15 protein-coding genes are annotated in these 17,189 nt (G+C 44.3%); 11 read left to right on the forward strand and 4 right to left on the reverse strand.

All coding sequences use genetic code 11. The features are described 5' to 3' along the window. Window positions 1-186 precede the first annotated feature (186 nt). The 5 genes from AC5JM2_RS29820 to AC5JM2_RS29840 all read left to right on the forward strand — a co-directional run bounded on the left by AC5JM2_RS29820 (window position 187) and on the right by AC5JM2_RS29840 (window position 3,836). Window positions 187-1,479: an AmpG family muropeptide MFS transporter gene (locus tag AC5JM2_RS29820; protein WP_495838797.1), complete on the forward strand. Its 1,293-nt coding sequence runs from the start codon at window positions 187-189 to the stop codon at window positions 1,477-1,479. Then, window positions 1,464-1,868 (forward strand): ABC transporter permease, encoded by a 405-nt coding sequence (locus tag AC5JM2_RS29825; protein ID WP_495838799.1) that lies wholly within the window; start codon window positions 1,464-1,466, stop codon window positions 1,866-1,868. The genes AC5JM2_RS29820 and AC5JM2_RS29825 overlap by 16 nt, the downstream gene beginning before the upstream one ends. 351 nt (window positions 1,869-2,219) lie before the next feature. Continuing rightward, window positions 2,220-2,417, forward strand: a complete 198-nt coding sequence (locus tag AC5JM2_RS29830; RefSeq protein WP_495838801.1) for a DUF8624 family small hydrophobic protein — start codon at window positions 2,220-2,222, stop codon at window positions 2,415-2,417. Between the two features lie 67 nt (window positions 2,418-2,484). Continuing rightward, window positions 2,485-2,994 (forward strand): GNAT family N-acetyltransferase, encoded by a 510-nt coding sequence (locus tag AC5JM2_RS29835; RefSeq protein WP_495838889.1) that lies wholly within the window; start codon window positions 2,485-2,487, stop codon window positions 2,992-2,994. 83 nt (window positions 2,995-3,077) lie between these two features. Then, entirely contained in the window at window positions 3,078-3,836 is a 759-nt protein-coding gene (locus tag AC5JM2_RS29840; protein WP_495838802.1) for a HEAT repeat domain-containing protein, read from the forward strand. A 67-nt stretch (window positions 3,837-3,903) separates the two neighbouring features. Here the strand turns inward: AC5JM2_RS29840 and AC5JM2_RS29845 are convergent, their stop codons facing one another. Further along, the gene (locus tag AC5JM2_RS29845) at window positions 3,904-5,238 is read right to left on the reverse strand and encodes a PQQ-dependent sugar dehydrogenase (protein WP_495838804.1); all 1,335 of its coding nucleotides are present in this window, start codon (window positions 5,236-5,238) and stop codon (window positions 3,904-3,906) included. Window positions 5,239-5,445: 207 nt separating this feature from the next. Here AC5JM2_RS29845 and AC5JM2_RS29850 point away from each other — a divergent pair, with 207 nt between their 5' ends. From AC5JM2_RS29850 to AC5JM2_RS29875, 6 genes are all read left to right on the forward strand, one after another. Then, window positions 5,446-5,643, forward strand: coding sequence for a hypothetical protein (locus AC5JM2_RS29850; protein WP_495838806.1), 198 nt, complete (start codon window positions 5,446-5,448; stop codon window positions 5,641-5,643). A gap of 4 nt (window positions 5,644-5,647) precedes the next feature. After that, window positions 5,648-6,313: an N-6 DNA methylase gene (locus AC5JM2_RS29855; RefSeq protein WP_495838808.1), complete on the forward strand. Its 666-nt coding sequence runs from the start codon at window positions 5,648-5,650 to the stop codon at window positions 6,311-6,313. After that, window positions 6,310-7,821 carry a type I restriction-modification system subunit M gene (locus AC5JM2_RS29860; protein ID WP_495838810.1) on the forward strand — a complete coding sequence of 504 codons (1,512 nt, stop codon included), beginning with the start codon at window positions 6,310-6,312 and terminating at the stop codon, window positions 7,819-7,821. The genes AC5JM2_RS29855 and AC5JM2_RS29860 overlap by 4 nt, the downstream gene beginning before the upstream one ends. A gap of 166 nt (window positions 7,822-7,987) precedes the next feature. Next, on the forward strand, window positions 7,988-9,016 hold the full coding sequence (locus AC5JM2_RS29865) for a restriction endonuclease subunit S (RefSeq protein ID WP_495838811.1): 1,029 nt from the start codon (window positions 7,988-7,990) through the stop codon (window positions 9,014-9,016). Window positions 9,017-9,025: 9 nt separating this feature from the next. Then, window positions 9,026-11,989 carry a type I restriction endonuclease subunit R gene (locus AC5JM2_RS29870; protein WP_495838813.1) on the forward strand — a complete coding sequence of 988 codons (2,964 nt, stop codon included), beginning with the start codon at window positions 9,026-9,028 and terminating at the stop codon, window positions 11,987-11,989. Between the two features lie 358 nt (window positions 11,990-12,347). Next, window positions 12,348-13,805, forward strand: a complete 1,458-nt coding sequence (locus AC5JM2_RS29875) for an ATP-binding protein (RefSeq protein WP_495838814.1) — start codon at window positions 12,348-12,350, stop codon at window positions 13,803-13,805. 246 nt (window positions 13,806-14,051) lie between these two features. On the opposite strand, the gene AC5JM2_RS29880 is transcribed toward AC5JM2_RS29875, so the two are convergent. From AC5JM2_RS29880 to AC5JM2_RS29890, 3 genes are read right to left on the reverse strand one after another with little or no spacing between them, the layout of a single operon-like run. Then, a complete protein-coding gene (locus AC5JM2_RS29880) occupies window positions 14,052-14,573 on the reverse strand; it encodes a TniQ family protein (protein WP_495838816.1) in 522 nt (173 codons plus the stop codon). 1 nt (window position 14,574) lies between these two features. Next, on the reverse strand, window positions 14,575-15,417 hold the full coding sequence (locus AC5JM2_RS29885) for a TniB family NTP-binding protein (protein ID WP_495838818.1): 843 nt from the start codon (window positions 15,415-15,417) through the stop codon (window positions 14,575-14,577). Between the two features lie 9 nt (window positions 15,418-15,426). Then, the gene (locus tag AC5JM2_RS29890) at window positions 15,427-17,172 is read right to left on the reverse strand and encodes a transposase (protein ID WP_495838820.1); all 1,746 of its coding nucleotides are present in this window, start codon (window positions 17,170-17,172) and stop codon (window positions 15,427-15,429) included. Between the last annotated feature and the right edge of the window lie 17 nt (window positions 17,173-17,189).

Here is a 17,189-nt window from a genome sequence, read left to right on the forward strand (position 1 = left end):
ATAGACATCTTTGCCTGATATTAAGCCGTCAGTATGACAAGATATAGCTGTCGCCAGGTGTTTTAGGACACAAACTGAACAGAAAACTCAGACACTGAGAGAGTTTCAAGCCTGTTAAGCGTTAAGCGTTAAGCGTTCCCTGCTATATCTAAAAATTCTTCCACTTTAGGAGAAATAAATAAAACAGTGCAAACAATTTCATCATTACTACAAGTTTTTAAAAGCCGGAAGATGGCAGCGTTGGTGTTAATAGGATTTTCATCAGGTTTACCCTTTTTGTTAACTGGTAACACTTTGAAAGCTTGGATGACCGGAGAAAATGTAAACTTGGGGACAATTGGCTGGTTTAGTCTCGTCAGTTTGCCTTATTCCTTGAAATTTCTTTGGTCACCACTCCTCGATAGATATAAACTCCCAATATTGGGACGGCGGCGGGGCTGGTTAATTGCAACGCAGATTGCTTTAATTGTTGCGATCGCCCTTATGGCTTCGCAACAACCCGGCACAGCACTACAACTGTTGGCGATCAACGCAGTGGCGATCGTTTTTTTGAGCGCCACGCAAGACATTGCTGCTGATGCTTACCGTACTGACGTTTTAGAACCACTAGAAGTAGGTGCGGGTGCTGGTCTTTTCGTCTCAGGCTATCGACTTGCCATTATAGTAGCAGGTGCGTTGGCATTAATACTTGCTGACCATTTGCCTTGGAAATCGGTTTACTTGTTCATGGCGCTTTTCATGGTGATTGGCATTTTTGGTACAATCCTCGCGCCAGAACCAAAGAAAGTGAGTCCTCCAGAGTCTTTAGCACAAGCGATTTTACTTCCATTTAGAGAATTTTTTCAGCGCCTGGGTACATACCAAGCCCTGTTGAGTTTGGCGTTCATTGTACTTTATAAACTGGGCGATGCTTTCTTGAGCAATATGTCCACGCCATTTTTACTCAAAACTGGCTTCACCAAAACTGATATTGGTGCTATTCAGATCGGGATGGGTTCAATTGCTACTATTGTTGGTGCTCTAGCAGGTGGTTCGATTCTCAGCAGAATTGGTATAAATCGGTCGCTTTGGGTATTTGGGATTTTACAAGCATTAAGTAATATAGTATATTTTTTCCTAGCTACACTCGGTCAAAACTACCAGTTCATGGTCATCGCCATCAATGTAGAAAACTTCTGTGGTGGTTTAGGAACAGCTGCCTTTATTGGTTTTTTGATGAGTTTGTGCAACCAGCGGTTTAGCGCGACTCAATATGCTTTACTATCTAGTTTGATGGCTGTCAGTCGTGATATTATAGCTGCTCCAGCTGGCGCAATAGCGGAAATTACGGGTTGGCAGATGTTTTTCTTAATTAGCATTGCCGTGGCTGTACCAGGACTATTACTATTACCATTGTTTGCCCCTTGGAACCAAAAGCCAGTGGCAATTAAGCGACCCGGACTCAACGATGATGAAGAGGATTTATGGGGCAAAAAGTAATCATTATTATCGCAACGGCTATTCTTTTAATTACTGGCGTCTTACTTGGCTACGTTCTTTCCCAGTTAGTTCTGGGATACTTGACGCCTAACTTAGTAACTCTTTTAGGGACTTTCAGTCTTATTATAATTTTTGGTACACTTTATTACGTTTTATTTTGGGAGTTTAGAAGACAACAGGCGCAGAGTTCCCCAGCAGCAAGAACGCGACCCTCCCGAAGAGAACAGCTTGAACCTGATGCAAATCTCAAAAATAGACTCATTTCTTTAGCTGGTAATGCGACTGCTGCCGAACAGCTGGTAAATCGTGCCAAGCAAGACTTTCCTGGTATGCCAGAAAATTGGTATTGGGAAAAAGCAATTGCTGATTTTGAAAGCGCTAACCCCTAACAATGAACAGTGAACAGTAAACAGTGAACAGTGAACAGGGAAGGAGTCAGGAGGAGGCAGTGCTCGGCTAGAGTTTCCCGACTTGTAGACGCCGGAGGCGGCTTCCCGTAGGGTAGCACCTGGCGTCAACTGCCGTTCAGGAGTCAGGAGTCAGAAGTCGCAATTCTTTATTTCTTCCTTCTGAATCAAGAATTGCACCAATTGCTGAATTCTTCTTCATACTGATAACTGGTAACTGATAACTGATAACTGTTTTAACAAGGGAGGTGGTGTTTCTTTCATTCGTTGCAAGCGTGTAAGCGCGCTAGTTAAAGGCTCACAAATATCAACAGTTCGTTGCAAAATGAAACTATGGCTATATTTCGTCAGTACATCGCGCCGTTTTTCGTAGTGTTAATTTTCATTATTGCTCTTGTCGCAGTCAGCTCCCGCATCTTTTTACCCTCTGATATGGCTGCACCCGCACCTGTTGAAGAGACTGGCAAAGTAGAAGGAGTAAATTCCCCCTTATCTACGTTGTCTACCTTGTCTCCTTCTTTAAGTGTCTGAGGAACTGTTACCAGGTTACAGAATTCGCCGTGGTTCTACCTTGGACAGGGCGCTGCTGGTAAAATTCATGCAGCGGACTTACCAAGAAGCCTTTCCACAGCAAGATTTCTCCCATCTGGCGCGAACAGTCGAGCAATACTTCTCCAGAGAAACTCCCCTTTGGTGGGTTGATTTTGTAGAAGTAGAACAAGAGGAAACAGGAGAAGCCGGGGGAGAAAGCAATTCCAAATTCCAAATTCCAAATTCCAAATTAGGAGTCTCTCCCTCACTCCCTCCCTCTCTCCCTTCCTCATCCCCTATCGCTGGTTTATGGGTAGGAAATGCCATAGATCAAGTCCAGGGCGATCGCCATGCTCATATCTTTTTACTGTACGTTGTGCCAGAACACCGACGACAAGGTATCGGCACAGCTTTGATGCAATATGTAGAAAATTGGGCAAAAGCAAGAGGCGATCACCAAATCGGATTGCAAGTGTTTCAAACCAACACAGCCGCATTGAATCTTTACAATCAGCTAGGATATCAAAGCCAATCACTGTGGATGGTAAAATCTCTTCATCCTGACAAATATGCCTGAAAGAAACAGATTGTAACTTCTAATACTGGTATAGCAAAACCGCAGTGGAAATTTAGAGAAATTCTCTCGCATTGTGTCTAAATATGTATGACGAAGACGACCTTAGCCTACTAGATGTCGAAGCAGAACTAGAAAGCCCTCTGGATCACATGGAACCCGTCACTGCTGAAACAGAGACGCCAATGCCCAATCCAGAGGAGATGCTAGCATTATTAGAACATCCTCTGCCGCAGCAAAGGATGCTGGCTGCACGTGCTTTTTCCGACATAGAAGATCCTAGGGCTATTCCCCATCTGATTAACTTATTAAGTGATACCTGTCCTTTGGTGCGCGTCAGTGCAGCCTATGGTATCGGACGTAACCCCAGTTTAGATGCTGTGGAACCGCTGATTGCCCAGTTAAACCGAGATTGGAATGGCTACGTGCGTAAAGGAGTTGTTTGGGCATTGGGGAACTGTCGCGATCGCCGCAGCCTAGCACCTCTGGTAGACGCTTTAAGAACCGATATTTCCGCAGTACGCCTGTGGGCGGCTACCGCTTTGGCACAAATGGCAGATGTGGGATATGAGGCTGTTGTGAAAGCAATGCCCCCCTTGATTTCAGCTTTGGTACAAGATCCTGTAGCACCAGTACGCAGCAATTGCGCTTGGACAATTGGACAACTTTGCCGCGAACTGCCTTCTAACGTCGTTTATGCTACTGCCATTGATGCATTGATTCAAGCCTTTGCTGAAGACCAAGACTTGGGAGTGCGCGAAGACGCTAAAGCCTCCCTTTTGGGAGTTGGTGATCCCCGTGGACTTCAGTTGATAGAGACTTTGGAACAGGAAGGGTGGTTTTGATTTTAGTTATTAGTCATTAGTCATTAGTCATAAGTACAAGACGATTTTTTGACTGATGACCAAATGACTAACCTTTATACTGAATCCGATAAATACGGTTATTTGCTTCTTCCGTGACTAAAAGACTACCATCCGGTAAAACGAGTAAACCCACAGGACGTCCCCAAGTGGTTGGTACAGTAGGGTTTAGGAGAAATCCAGTCAGAAAGTCTTCATAGTAACCTTGCGGTCGTCCATTGGTGTCAAATGGGACAAAAGCAATTTTATATCCAGTGCCGCGATCGCGATTCCAAGAACCACGAAAGGCAACAAAAGCACCATTACGATATTTTTCCGGGAATGTCTGACCGTCATAAAACTGCAACCCCAATGCAGCTGAGTGCGCTTGAAATAGCACATCTGGAGTACGAGTGCGACCGACTAAATCTGGTCGTTTGCTAGCATCACCCGTCTTCTGACGTGGATCGAGATTTTTAGCTGTTAAGTACGCATAGGGCCAACCATAGAATTCTCCCTGCTGAATGCGTGTGAAGTAATCTGGTACCAACTCATCGCCAATACCATCACGCTCATTAATAGTCGCGTAAAGTTCCTTAGTCACAGGGTTAAAATCTAAACCAACAGGATTACGTAAGCCAGAGGCAAAAGTCTGCTGCTGGGAACCATCTAAATTCATCACCTGCACTGAAGCCCGTGGCAAAGGTTCTTCGTCTACATTAGTTCCAGAACCAACCGAAACATATAGCTTGTTACCATTGGGTGAGACAACAATGTTACGTGTCCAGTGGTTATTGTAGCCGCTAGCCGGTAGGCTGGCGATTTTTGTGCCAGAACCAGTGATTTGCTGCTGATTTTTAGCGTAGGGAAACCGCAACACTGCATCAGTATTGCCCAAAAAGAAGGAATTACCAGCAAAAGCCATACCAAAGGGTCTATTTAGTCCGTTGGCTTGAGTGGCAAAAGTTTGTTTGACATCAGCCACGCCATCAGCGTTGGTATCACGCAGTAAACGAATACGATTTTGCTTAGTTTCAGTCACCAAAACATCACCGTTGGGAGTTAAAGCTAACCACCGGGGAGCATCCAAACCATCAGCAAAAACGTTGACCACAAAGCCTGGAGGGACACGCAGAGTCGGGTTCTCTGGAATTGGTACGACCTCAGGTGACTTTGAGGCGCTATCAGTAGCGTAGGGCTTTGGTAAATCAGCAACGTTAATGCGGATAGGTGCTGGTGAAAATGGTTCTGTACGAATACCATTTTTCACTTGTGTAGAACTCTGTGCCAGTTGAGCAGAAGGTGAAGATTCGGATGTTGGTTCTTCTTGGGAAGCACGAGTCTGGTTACAGGCTGCTGCTGTAGTCAGTAGCAGAAAAAACAGCAACCAACGCAGAGGTTTCATGGTAAACATTTCAACAATGATGCACGGCTCCTTAAACTTAGATCAAATGTTCTAAAACTCTCACCATTCCAAAGTGCGATTTTACCACTCATCAGTTAAATGAACACTGCTGTAATCAGGGTATAATAAGAGTTTTAGCCTCTTGATATCCATTTGCCGACAGTATCAGAAGATAATCGAGTAACATCCAAATTTAGGAGTTGCGGTATGAGGCACAACGCAGACGACACAGCCAATAAACACTCTAGTTCAGGTGCGAACAAACTCAAGGAGAAAACTTCTCGAAATCAAGTTTTTACGGCTCCATTACCAGACCCGATTACAAAAAATATTGAAGCGATTAGTTTACTTCATACTCAGGAAGTTCGAGACATTCCCACCTACCGGAGGACTGGCGCAATTTGATGTAGTGATTGCCAACCCGCCCTTTTCCTTAGAACAATGGGGACGAGAGATTTGGGAAACTGACCCGTGGGGACGGGCGTTTGCTGGTCTGCCAACCGATAAAAGCGGTGATTTCGCCTGGGTACAGCATATGATCCAATCAATGGCAGAACCCCACGGACGGATGGGTGTTGTGTTGCCGCAAGGGGCATTGTTCCGGGGTGGGGTGGAAGGACAAATCCGGCGTACTCTGCTGGAAATGGATGTTGTAGAAGCTGTGATTGGGTTAGCACCTAACTTGTTTTATGGCACGGGGCTGGCTGCTTGTATACTGGTGTTGCGTCGGCGTAAACCTAAAGCACGGGTGGGTAAGGTCTTAATTGCCGATGCTTCATCTCTGTTCCGCAAAAGTCGCGCCCAAAACTTCTTGGAACCAGAACACGCTGCTGATATTCTCAAATGGTATCAGGATTTAATTGATGTTGAAGACCGTGCGCGTGTGGTGACAACCAAAGAAATTGAGAAGGAAGGCTGGACGCTGAATATATCGCGCTATGTTTTACCGCCAATTGGGGCAGATATTCCACCATTGGAGGAAGCAGTTGCTGCCTTTAAGGATGCCCTGACACAATGCCGCGACGCTGAGGAACAGTTGCGCCAGGTGATGTTGGAAGGGGGATGGCTGGAATGAGCAAACATATCACCCAACAAGCCCTAGAAAGTTACCTTTGGGGTGCAGCCACCATCCTGCGCGGACTTGTCGATGCCGGAGACTATAAGCAATTTGTTTTTCCGCTGTTGTTTTACAAGCGCCTGTCCGATGTTTGGGATGAGGATTTTACGCAGGCGTTAGAAGAAACGGGTGATGCAAATTATGCCATTGAAACCGCCAATGACCGTTTTATTATCCCCGATGGCGCTCACTGGAAGGATATTCGTATTGTTGCCAAGGACGTAGGGCGTGCTTTGCAGGATGCCATGCGGAAAATTGAAGCCGCTAACCCCGGTCGGTTAGATGGGATTTTTGGGGATGCGCCGTGGACAAATAAAGAACGCCTACCCGATTACACGCTGAAAAACCTGCTAGAGCATTTTTCCAGTGTGGTATTATCGCTGGCGAACGTCCCCGAAGATGAGTTAGGCAATGCCTACGAGTATCTGATTAACCAATTTGCTGATGACAGCGGGCATACCGCCCAAGAATTTTACACCAACCGCACTGTGGTACATTTTATGGTACAGATGCTTGCACCGGAACCAGGCGAAAGCATTTATGACCCCACCTGCGGTACGGGAGGAATGTTAATTTCCGCACTGGCGGAAGTTAAGCGCAAGGGGGGTGAATATCGTACCCTGAAGCTGTATGGGCAGGAACGCAACCACATGACCGCCTCCATTGCCCGGATGAACTTGGTGCTGCATGGTGTGGATGATTACCAAGTTATGCGGGGGGATACACTCGAACGTCCTGCTTTTACTGAAAGCGATCGCCTACGAACGTTTGATGTAGTCCTGGCAAATCCGCCCTACTCCATCAAACAGTGGAATCGCGAAGCGTTTCAAACTGACCAGTGGGGGCGTAACTTTTTGGGTACACCGCCTCAAGGACGCGCTGATTATGCCTTTTTCCAGCATATTTTAAAAAGCCTCAACCCCAAAAGCGGACGCTGTGCGATTCTTTTCCCGCATGGTGTGCTGTTTCGCAAGGAAGAAGCCCAAATGCGGCAAAAGCTGGTGGAAGCAGATTTGGTAGAATGCGTGCTGGGGCTGGGGGCAAACCTGTTTTACAACTCACCAATGGAAGCGTGTATTGTTATTTGTCGTACCAGCAAACCCCGCGATCACCAAAGGAAAGTGCTGTTTATTGATGCCATTCACGAAGTCGCCCGCGTACAGGCACAGAGTTTCCTCAAGTCGGAACACCAGACACGCATCCTCAATGCTTACCAGCACTATAGCGATGAACCTGGTTTTGCCACAGTTGCAACTTTAAAAGAAGTCGCTGCTCAGGACTATAGCTTGTCAATACCGTTGTATGTCCGGCGGGCAACACCCATCAAGCAAACACAGGAAAACAAAACCCTTGCCCAGGTTTGGGATGATTGGGAGCAGTCTGGCAGGGATTTCTGGCAACAGATGGACAGCGTGGTGGATATGCTTGACGGTCTTGTTTTGAGGGAGGGTAGCAGCGATGAGTGAGCGATCGCTTAAGCCTGGGTGGCAAGTTTGGCGGTTTGACCAGATAGCAACTAATGTCAATGAACGCATCGACAATCCAAGTGAGGCTGATGTTGAGTATTACGTTGGGTTAGAACACCTTGATCCAGATTCGCTAAAAATCCGGCGATGGGGTACGCCGTCTGACGTGGAAGCAACAAAGCTGTGCTTCCGCAAAGGGGATATTATTTTTGGTCGCCGTCGCGTTTATCAGCGTAAAGTTGCGGTTGCTGATTTTGACGGTATTTGTTCGGCACACGCTTTAGTCCTGCGTGCAAAACCAGCCGTTGTTGACCCAGGTTTTCTACCTTTCTTTATGCAGAGTGACTTGTTTATGGAACGTGCCAAAGCAATTTCTGTAGGGTCTTTGTCACCAACCATCAACTGGAAAACCCTTGCAAAGGAAGAGTTCTCCCTCCCGTCACTGGAGGAGCAGAGGAGGATAGCGCAGGTTCTTTCTGAAAGCGAAATAGTACTTGATAAATTCCAACAAGCTCTTGTCGCAACAGATAACCTCTTTAATTCTTTGACCTATGAAGAAATCCGAGGTGTTAAAGAAGGTTCTGTTTCTTACCACACTCAAGTCGGCTCAGTAACAAAAAATAGACCAATTGTTCCAATTGGTGAGGTGATCACTAAAACTCAATACGGTTTATCAAATGCACCAGTAGAAAAAGGAAAGTATCCCATTATACGAATGATGAATCTGTCCGAAGGTGAGGTTATCGAGAATGATATTCGATACGTTGATTTAGATAAATCAACTTTTGATATGTATCGCCTGGAAGATGGTGACATCCTTTTTAACAGAACAAACTCTTACGAGCTTGTAGGAAGAACAGGAATGTATACGTTAAAAGGCGAACATGTTTTTGCTTCTTACCTAATAAGAATTTGTGCTAACCAAGAAAGGATTATTCCTGAATATCTTACAGAGTTCTTGAACTGCCCACTTGGTCGTCGTCAGGTTGTTTCTTTTGCTACAAAAGGAGTCAGTCAAGCAAATGTCAATGCATCTAACTTATGTAATATTTTAATCCCATTGCCTTCATTGAGTGAGCAAAGGAACATCATTATCAGGGTTGGAGCAATCAGATCAGCAAGAACAAACCTTGAAGCTCAAATTTCAAGGGCTTTAGCACTAAAGAAAAACTTATTAAACTCAATTGTTTACTAGGAGAGTTTAATGTTCAACGAAGCCAACACCGTCGAAGCCTTGGTACGTGACCTCCTCTGTGGGAGGATCACAGCAACCGCACCCCCAGATCCTGGCTTATCCCGTAATGGTAACAAACTTAAAGGTGTTGGCTGGCACTTCCTACCCACCCAAGACATCCCCCGCCAGCCGCAAGATGTCTTCGTTGAATCTTTCCTCCGCGATGCCCTCATCCGCCTTAACCCAGAAATCGCTGCCAACCCCAACCGCGCTGAAGAAGTGTTGTACCGCCTGCGGGCGATTGTGCTGTCTGTACGTAGCGATGGGATTATCAAGGCAAACGAGGAATTTACCGCTTGGTTGCGTGGCGATCGCTCGATGCCGTTTGGCGAAAACCACGAACACACCACGGTACGCCTGATCGATCCCATAAACCTTGATAACAACCAATACATAGTTACTACCCAGTACACCTTCCGTGCTGGTCCTGCTGAACGCCGTGCCGATTTAGTGTTGCTGGTGAATGGCTTGCCTTTGGTGCTGATTGAAGCCAAAACCCCTGTGCGGAAAGCGGTAAGCTGGATTGATGGGGCATTGCAGGTACATGACGATTACGAGAAAAACGTCCCAGAACTGTTTGCCTGCAACGTGTTTAGCGTCGCCACAGAAGGCAAAGAACTGCGCTATGGTTCTATCAGAATGCCCGTTGAGTTATGGGGCGTGTGGCGGTTGGATGATAACGCACCTCCATCAAGCCTTGCCTCCCTCAAGCACACAATTACCTCCCTGCTACGCCCCTGGGTGATTCTGGATATTCTGAACCACTTCACCTTATTCGCTACGGACAAGAAAAAGCGCCGTTTAAAAATCGTTTGTCGTTATCAACAGTATGAAGCCGTCAACCGCATCGTTGACCGCGTAGTGGCTGGCAGACCCAAGAAAGGGTTAATCTGGCACTTCCAAGGGTCAGGAAAATCCCTGCTGATGGTGTTCGCCGCGCAAAAGATGAGGCTACAATCGCAACTGCGTAATCCTACGGTGTTGATTGTCGTAGACCGTATTGACCTTGATACCCAAATCAGCGCTACGTTTCACGCCTCAGATATTCCCAACCTAGTGAAAGCAGAAACCCGTGCGGAATTGGAACGGTTGCTGAAGCAGGATACCCGCAAAATCATCATCACCACAATTTTCAGGTTTGGCGAAGCGGATGGTGTCCTTAATAACCGGGATAACATCATCGTGCTGGTAGACGAAGCCCATCGCACCCAGGAAGGCGATCTGGGTATCAAAATGCGTGCTGCTTTACCAAATGCTTTCCTGTTTGGCTTTACCGGAACACCTATTAATCGCAGCGATCGCAACACCTTTTACGCCTTTGGGGCAGAAGAAGACGAACGCGGTTACATGAGTCGGTACGGCTTTGAGGAGTCCATCCGCGACGGGGCAACACTGCCACTGCATTTTGAGCCGCGTTTGGTGGAACTGCATATTGATAAAGATGCCATCGACCAAGCCTATGCCGAGTTAACAGGGGGCTTGTCCGACTTAGACAGGGAAAACCTTGCCAAAGCAGCCTCCAGAATGGCAGTGCTGGTTAAAGTACCCGACCGCATTGCTAACATCTGTGCTGACATTGCCCAGCACTATCAGGAAAAAGTCGCCCCCAATGGCTTTAAGGGGATGGTTGTCACCTATAACCAGGAATGCTGTCTGCTGTACAAAGCTGAGTTGGACAAACACCTGCCCAGCGAAGCCAGCGAAATTGTTATTTCCGCCACGGGCAAAGATGAACGCTTTAAACCCTATAATCGCACCCGTGACCAAGAAGAAAAATTACTAGACAGGTTCCGCGACTCCAACGATCCGATGAAATTATTGGTAGTCACAGCCAAGCTACTGACCGGGTTTGATGCGCCTATCCTGCAAGCGATGTATTTGGATAAGCCCCTGAAAGCGCATACCCTCCTGCAAGCGATTTGCCGCACCAACCGCACCTACGGCGATAAGAAAACCCACGGATTGGTAGTAGATTACCTGGGTGTGTTTGATGATGTTGCACAAGCGCTGGAATTTGATGAACAAGGCTTCCAGCAAGTAGTATCGGGTATTGCCAAACTGAAAGACCAACTTCCTGGTGCAATACAAAAATGCCTCGTCTACTTCCCAGGAGTAGACCGCACTTTGACGGGATATGAAGGACTTATCGCTGCCCAAGATTGTCTGCCAAACAACGATGTCCGCGATACCTTTGCCGCTGATTACAGCTACCTTGCTGATTTGTGGGAAGCACTATCACCCGACCCCATCTTGCAACAGCACGAAGCAGATTACAGGTGGCTGTCTCAAGTGTATGTGTCCGTACAACCAACAACGGGTATGGGCAAACTCATTTGGCACGCCCTAGGGGCAAAAACCATCGAACTGATCCACCAAAACGTCCATGTGGAAGCGGTGCGTGATGACCTTGAGGAAATTGTGCTGGATGCCGAACTGTTAGAAGTTGTCCTTAATTCCCCCGATCCGCGCAAAAAATCCAAGGAAATTGAAATTAAAATCGCCCGTCGCCTTCACAAGCATATCGGTAATCAGCGCTTCCTGGCATTATCAGAGCGCTTGGAAGCCCTGAAAGAACGGCACGAGCAAGGGCAAATCTACAGCGTTACCTTTCTCAAGGAACTGCTCGACCTGGCAAGGGATTTAGTTCAAGCAGAGAAAGACACACCCGTTGAGGAAGACGAAGACAGGGGTAAGGCAGCGCTGACCGAATTGTTTATGGAAGTCCGCAACGACCAAACCCCGAAAATGGTTGAGCGGATTGTCAATGATATTGATGAAATCGTGCGTTTGGTCAGGTTTCCAGGATGGCAACAAACTAGCGCTGGGGAACGGGAAGTCAAGCAGGCATTGCGTAAAACCCTGTTGAAATATACGCTGCATCAGGATAAGGAGTTGTTTGGGAAAGCTTACGAGTATATAAAACAGTATTACTAAATCGGTAGAGGAAGAGAAATAAGTGCGATCGCTTTCCAGTAGCCATGCGATATTACTAAATCGGTAGAGGAAGAGAAATAAGTGCGATCGCTTTCCAGTAGTCATGCGATATAATTAATAACTAATTTTGTAGTTTAATCTGTACACCCACAGCTTCTAAAATTTTCAAAAATGCTGCTTTTTGGAAGATATATTTATCTGTCTAATTAACAATTATTGATTACTATTTCAAAAACTATTTAAGTAAAGCAGAATAAATAGTTTTATAGAGATTGAAGTCTTTAAAGTCATGCTTTACACCTCTTATTTATAAGTATTTTTACGGTTTCTAGTTATTTTGAATTTTTGAATTAACAAAATGGACACAGGTTATTTAGAATCATTGCTTTCAGGGTTAACATCCTTACCCCACGAAACAGAATGGGTTGAATTCAAAGTAAATAACAGTAGTCCAGATGATATAGGCGAATACTTGTCAGCGTTATCAAATTCAGCTACTTTGCACGGCAAAAATACTGCTTATTTAGTTTGGGGTGTAAACAACGATAACCATGAAATCATCGGTACTACTTTTAAGCCTCGATTAAAAAAAATTGGAAATCAAGAATTAGAAAATTGGTTAGCAACACAATTATCCCCTCGAATCAATTTTAAAATACATGAATTTCCTTATGAAGGTAAAGATATAGTAATTTTTGAAATACCCAAAGCGACTCACGTTCCTGTGGGTTTTAGAGGAACTGAATATATTCGTGTAGGAAGTTGCAAACAAAAACTTAGAGATTTTCTTGAAAAAGAACGAAAACTATGGGTTTTATTTTCTCTTGAACCATTTGAAAAAGGAATTGCTTCAGAACATGTAACGGCAGATGAAGTAATAAAAAATATAAATTATCCAGCCTATTTTGATTTAACCAAACAATCTTTACCTAATAATAGAGATGGCATCATAAATCGGCTAGTTTCAGAAAAGCTTATTGTCAAAAGAATCGATAATAAATTTGATATAACAAATTTAGGTGTTATCCTCTTCGCTAAAGACTTGCAAGTTTTTGAGCGTTTGTCACGTAAAGCAATCCGGGTTGTAATTTACAAAGGGAAAAATCGGATTGAAACCCAGCAAGAGCTAACTGGCTTTAAAGGCTATGCTATTGATTATGAAGAAATAGTGGAGTTTATTAATGACCAATTACCTAAAAATGAACGCATTGGTAAAGCTTTTCGTCAAGAACAGCGAATGTACCCAGAAATTGCTATTCGAGAATTAGTTGCAAACGCAATTATTCACCAAGATTTTAATATAACTGGAACTGGACCAATAATTGAAATTTTCTCTGATAGGATTGAGATTACCAATCCAGGAGTCCCGCTTATCGATACAATGCGGTTTATTGACGAACCACCTCGTTCTCGTAACGAAGACTTAGCTGCTTTCATGCGTCGTATAAATATTTGCGAAGAGCGGGGAAGCGGTATTGACAAAGTTATCAATGCGGTAGAACTTTTTCAGTTACCAGCCCCAGAATTTAGGGTGACGAATAATCACACACAAGTAACTCTTTTTGCTTACAAAAAATTGACTGATATGGATAAAGCAGATAGAGTTCGAGCTTGTTACCAACATGCTTGCTTACGCCATGTCTCAAATGACCACATGACAAACTCATCATTACGAGAGCGCTTCTCCATAAAAGACGAAAATTATTCAATGGCTTCCCGTATTATTTCCGATACAATCAATGAAGGCTTGATCAAACCCTACGATCCAGACAATACATCTAGAAAACACGCCAAGTATGTACCATTTTGGGCGTGAATCCCCTAACCGCTAAATATGTATAATTCTTATGTGACTGTCATGTGACTGAGAAGGCTGATCGGCATTAGATTTCAAAATGCAAAAGACTTGAAAACCATGCCTGAAGGCAGTTTGCGCTGCTACCTTACTTGTGATTCTTATGTGACTGTTATGTTTATACTTGGCTTTAGTAAGAGCCAAAAGCCGTATTTTGTTACTACGGCTTTATTAAAGGAACGGCGATCGCTATTCTTCAAGCAGGCTTTAATAATACTTTTGAGACTTCGCCATTTGGGCAAAAGGTGTAAAACATCGCGGACAATGCCCCTCCACCCATAAAGCTGGTATAGGAAAAGGCTTTCCACAAACAGGGCATTTTGATAGCAAGCGTAACTTGTGGCGATAGCATCCTACAGTGACTTTAAATTGCCACTCGATTTTATGACAAGGCGACTCTGCATAACAGTCTCCACATAACCTAATGGGACTGTGCTTCATTCCTACACTAGGTGGAGGTAGCATTTCTCGTAATCTATCAGCATCAACTTCCACTACAGCTGCCAACGCTTCCAATTCTTGACGAGCCGGGAAGGGATTGAAATAAAACTTTTCCCAACGCGCCAACTTTGCCCCAAGTCCTGCAACATCACCTAATCCACTAGGGGCAGAAAATTTATTCCCTTTTGCGCGTCGAAATCTACCTAAAAAATGGCTGATACTTTCTCCCTCATAAGGCTCGACTCTGGTTAGCCAAAGTTGTCTTTTTTCATCTACATTTTCTTCCATATCACAATTTAGATGCTGCAATGACTTCTTTCAATACATCCTTATCAACCTTTTTATGCCCCCTCAGTAATGAGCGAATTGCTGCTTTGCGAAGAATCATATCAAGCCTACCAATTAATTTCTTAGTCGCTTGCTTTAAAAGCTTGAGGTTATCTCCACTTGCCAATTTCGATTCTTCCGGTAATCTGAGAACATCTCGTTCCCAAATCTGAATCATTTGTTTAAATTGTGCATCCTCTAATCTGTCTAACTCAAACTGTTCTAGAAAGCGATTAATAACTTGCTCATCTCGTTTAACTATTGCCAGAAGACGACTTGTAGTACCAACAAGCAAAACAGAAATTCTCAAATTATCATCATCATATATATGCCGTACATCTGAGAATGTCTCGAACTTTAGGTGATTAGCCTCATCAATAATCAGCATCTCAACTTGATGTATGGCGAGACTATCTAGCGTTCGTTCTCGTAAGTCGGAAATAGTTCCGTTTGAGGGTTTATTTAACGCTTTGAGGATTTTAATAAAAAAATCTCTGGAACCACAATTTTTGGGAATTTGAATGTAAACTACAGGCTTCAATCGCTGTCCCTTCGCCTGTCGTGACTTGTTGTAACGATGTGCAAAAGCTTTACAAGTGACTGTTTTTCCACAACGTGAATCTCCTACCAATAGACCAGTCATCCTAGAGATAACTAACTCATACATCCAAGCGTGACAATATTTCACTTGATCTAGTTCTAAGTAAGGTTCACGACTTAAACGTTCAATTTCAGCTTGTACTTCTGGTGTGGGTTCTTCAATAACGCCAAATTGCTTGGCAAGCGAGATTGCATTTGTTGTCATGTTCTATACCTAATCTTCTTCATAGAATTCATCCATGTAGCGAACTTCGTATTTTGGTAGCTCTGCTTCTGGTTCACTCTCTACCGCGATTTCTTTTGGTTCAGGGACAGTAAATTTCTTAGCCACCGACTCTACAGGATTAACTTGCTCATTTGCTGCTTCTCGGCGCTGCTTGCGATTTTGTTTTACTATTTGCTCTACAAAAGCTTGACGGTCGAGCATTGCCTCTAAAATCGAGTCATTATTGATTTCTTGGCTTGCTTCTTTTTTTCGCTTATTAATAGCCTTTAGTTCTCGTAAAGATAGGCGTTCAGTTTCAAAACCTTGAGCATGACCATAATCAAGAAACTCTTCTGTTCCGTCTGCATTAATTTTATATACAAAAAGCGTAGTTACATCGACAGGATCGTATCGAAATGCCACAATTTCTCCGTCTCGACCTCTCAAATGCTCTGCTCGATAGGTCAAGTTTTCAAATTGAATACAGCCGTACTTTTGGACTTTGCGGCGTTCTCGCTTCATTAAACAAATCGCTAAATCCAATTCATCATAAAGATATGGGTCTGCCATCAATCCCGCTTCCCATCGTCCAATCCGAGATTGGTCTTTCATCCTGGCATCGGTATGCTGATTATATTCGCCAACAATGTAACGTACTATAACCTTCTCTAAATCCTTGAGAGTCAGGCAAGCATCTTTATCAACATTTTCTGGTCGTTTTTGAACGTTTGAACCCGTATATCCAGGTAAGAGATTTAATACTTGCTCGTTAAGCGTTTTAAAAAAACGTTCAACAATTCCACCATCTGATGGTCGTCTTCTGAGAGCGCAATTAAAACCTATTTGCACTGCAACCTGTTGTGTGGTGTGGATGGAAGTAAAATCTTTTCCACCATCTGTGTAGAAGTAATTGGGCTTTCCGTAAGTTCGCCACTCGTTACGCAATTGATACTCAGAACTATAAGATTTCGGAAGAATCGCATGACGTAGAGCTAAGGCATCAATTTGGGAACTAGGATGATCAAATCCCAAATAAAACCCCACTAAGCAGCGGGAGTAGGAATCGATAACAATCGTTAGCCAAGGACGATCTAAAACTCCATACTCGTCTACAAGCCTCACATCCAAACGAGTATGGTCACATTGCCAAACATCATTACTGCACTCTACCTCCAGTTCTCGCCCATCACGGGTCATATGCGTTAGTCGTTCCCCTAACATACCTGGGCTTCGTGCTTTTAGCTTTCTCTGCTTCTGTTCGATATATTCATCGAGAATTCGATAGATTGACTGATGACTGGGGTATTCTCCTTTGTTCAGGTTAAGTTGCTTGGCTCTGCCTTTGACCCTAAGAAACACTTGATGTCGGGTCATCCGCTTGCTACCCTCATTGCCTTGCTTAAAAGTATCAATAATAAAATCAATCCATTCCTGGTCAAGACGATACTTTCCTTTATCTGATCGCGTAGTCGCTAGCCCAACCAATCTTTCTTCTCGCCATTTCTTCAGTAAGCGCTCTACCTGCCGAATTGACACACCTAGCTTTTCAGCAGCTTCTTTCTTTCTAATCGCATAGGTTTTGCGATCGCATGGCTCGGTCAAACTTTGAATGACCTCCATCCGCAAATTAACTTCGTCTGTGAGCAATTCGTTAGATGGAAGCTTGTGGCTGTTTATCAACTTACCCTTAGACCCGATTTGAGGATGCTCATCGTCCGTATCCATGACAAGAGAATTTTGTGAATCCTGAGACATTTTTCACCTCACAGCAA

It is taken from the genome of Brasilonema angustatum (assembly GCF_059505445.1).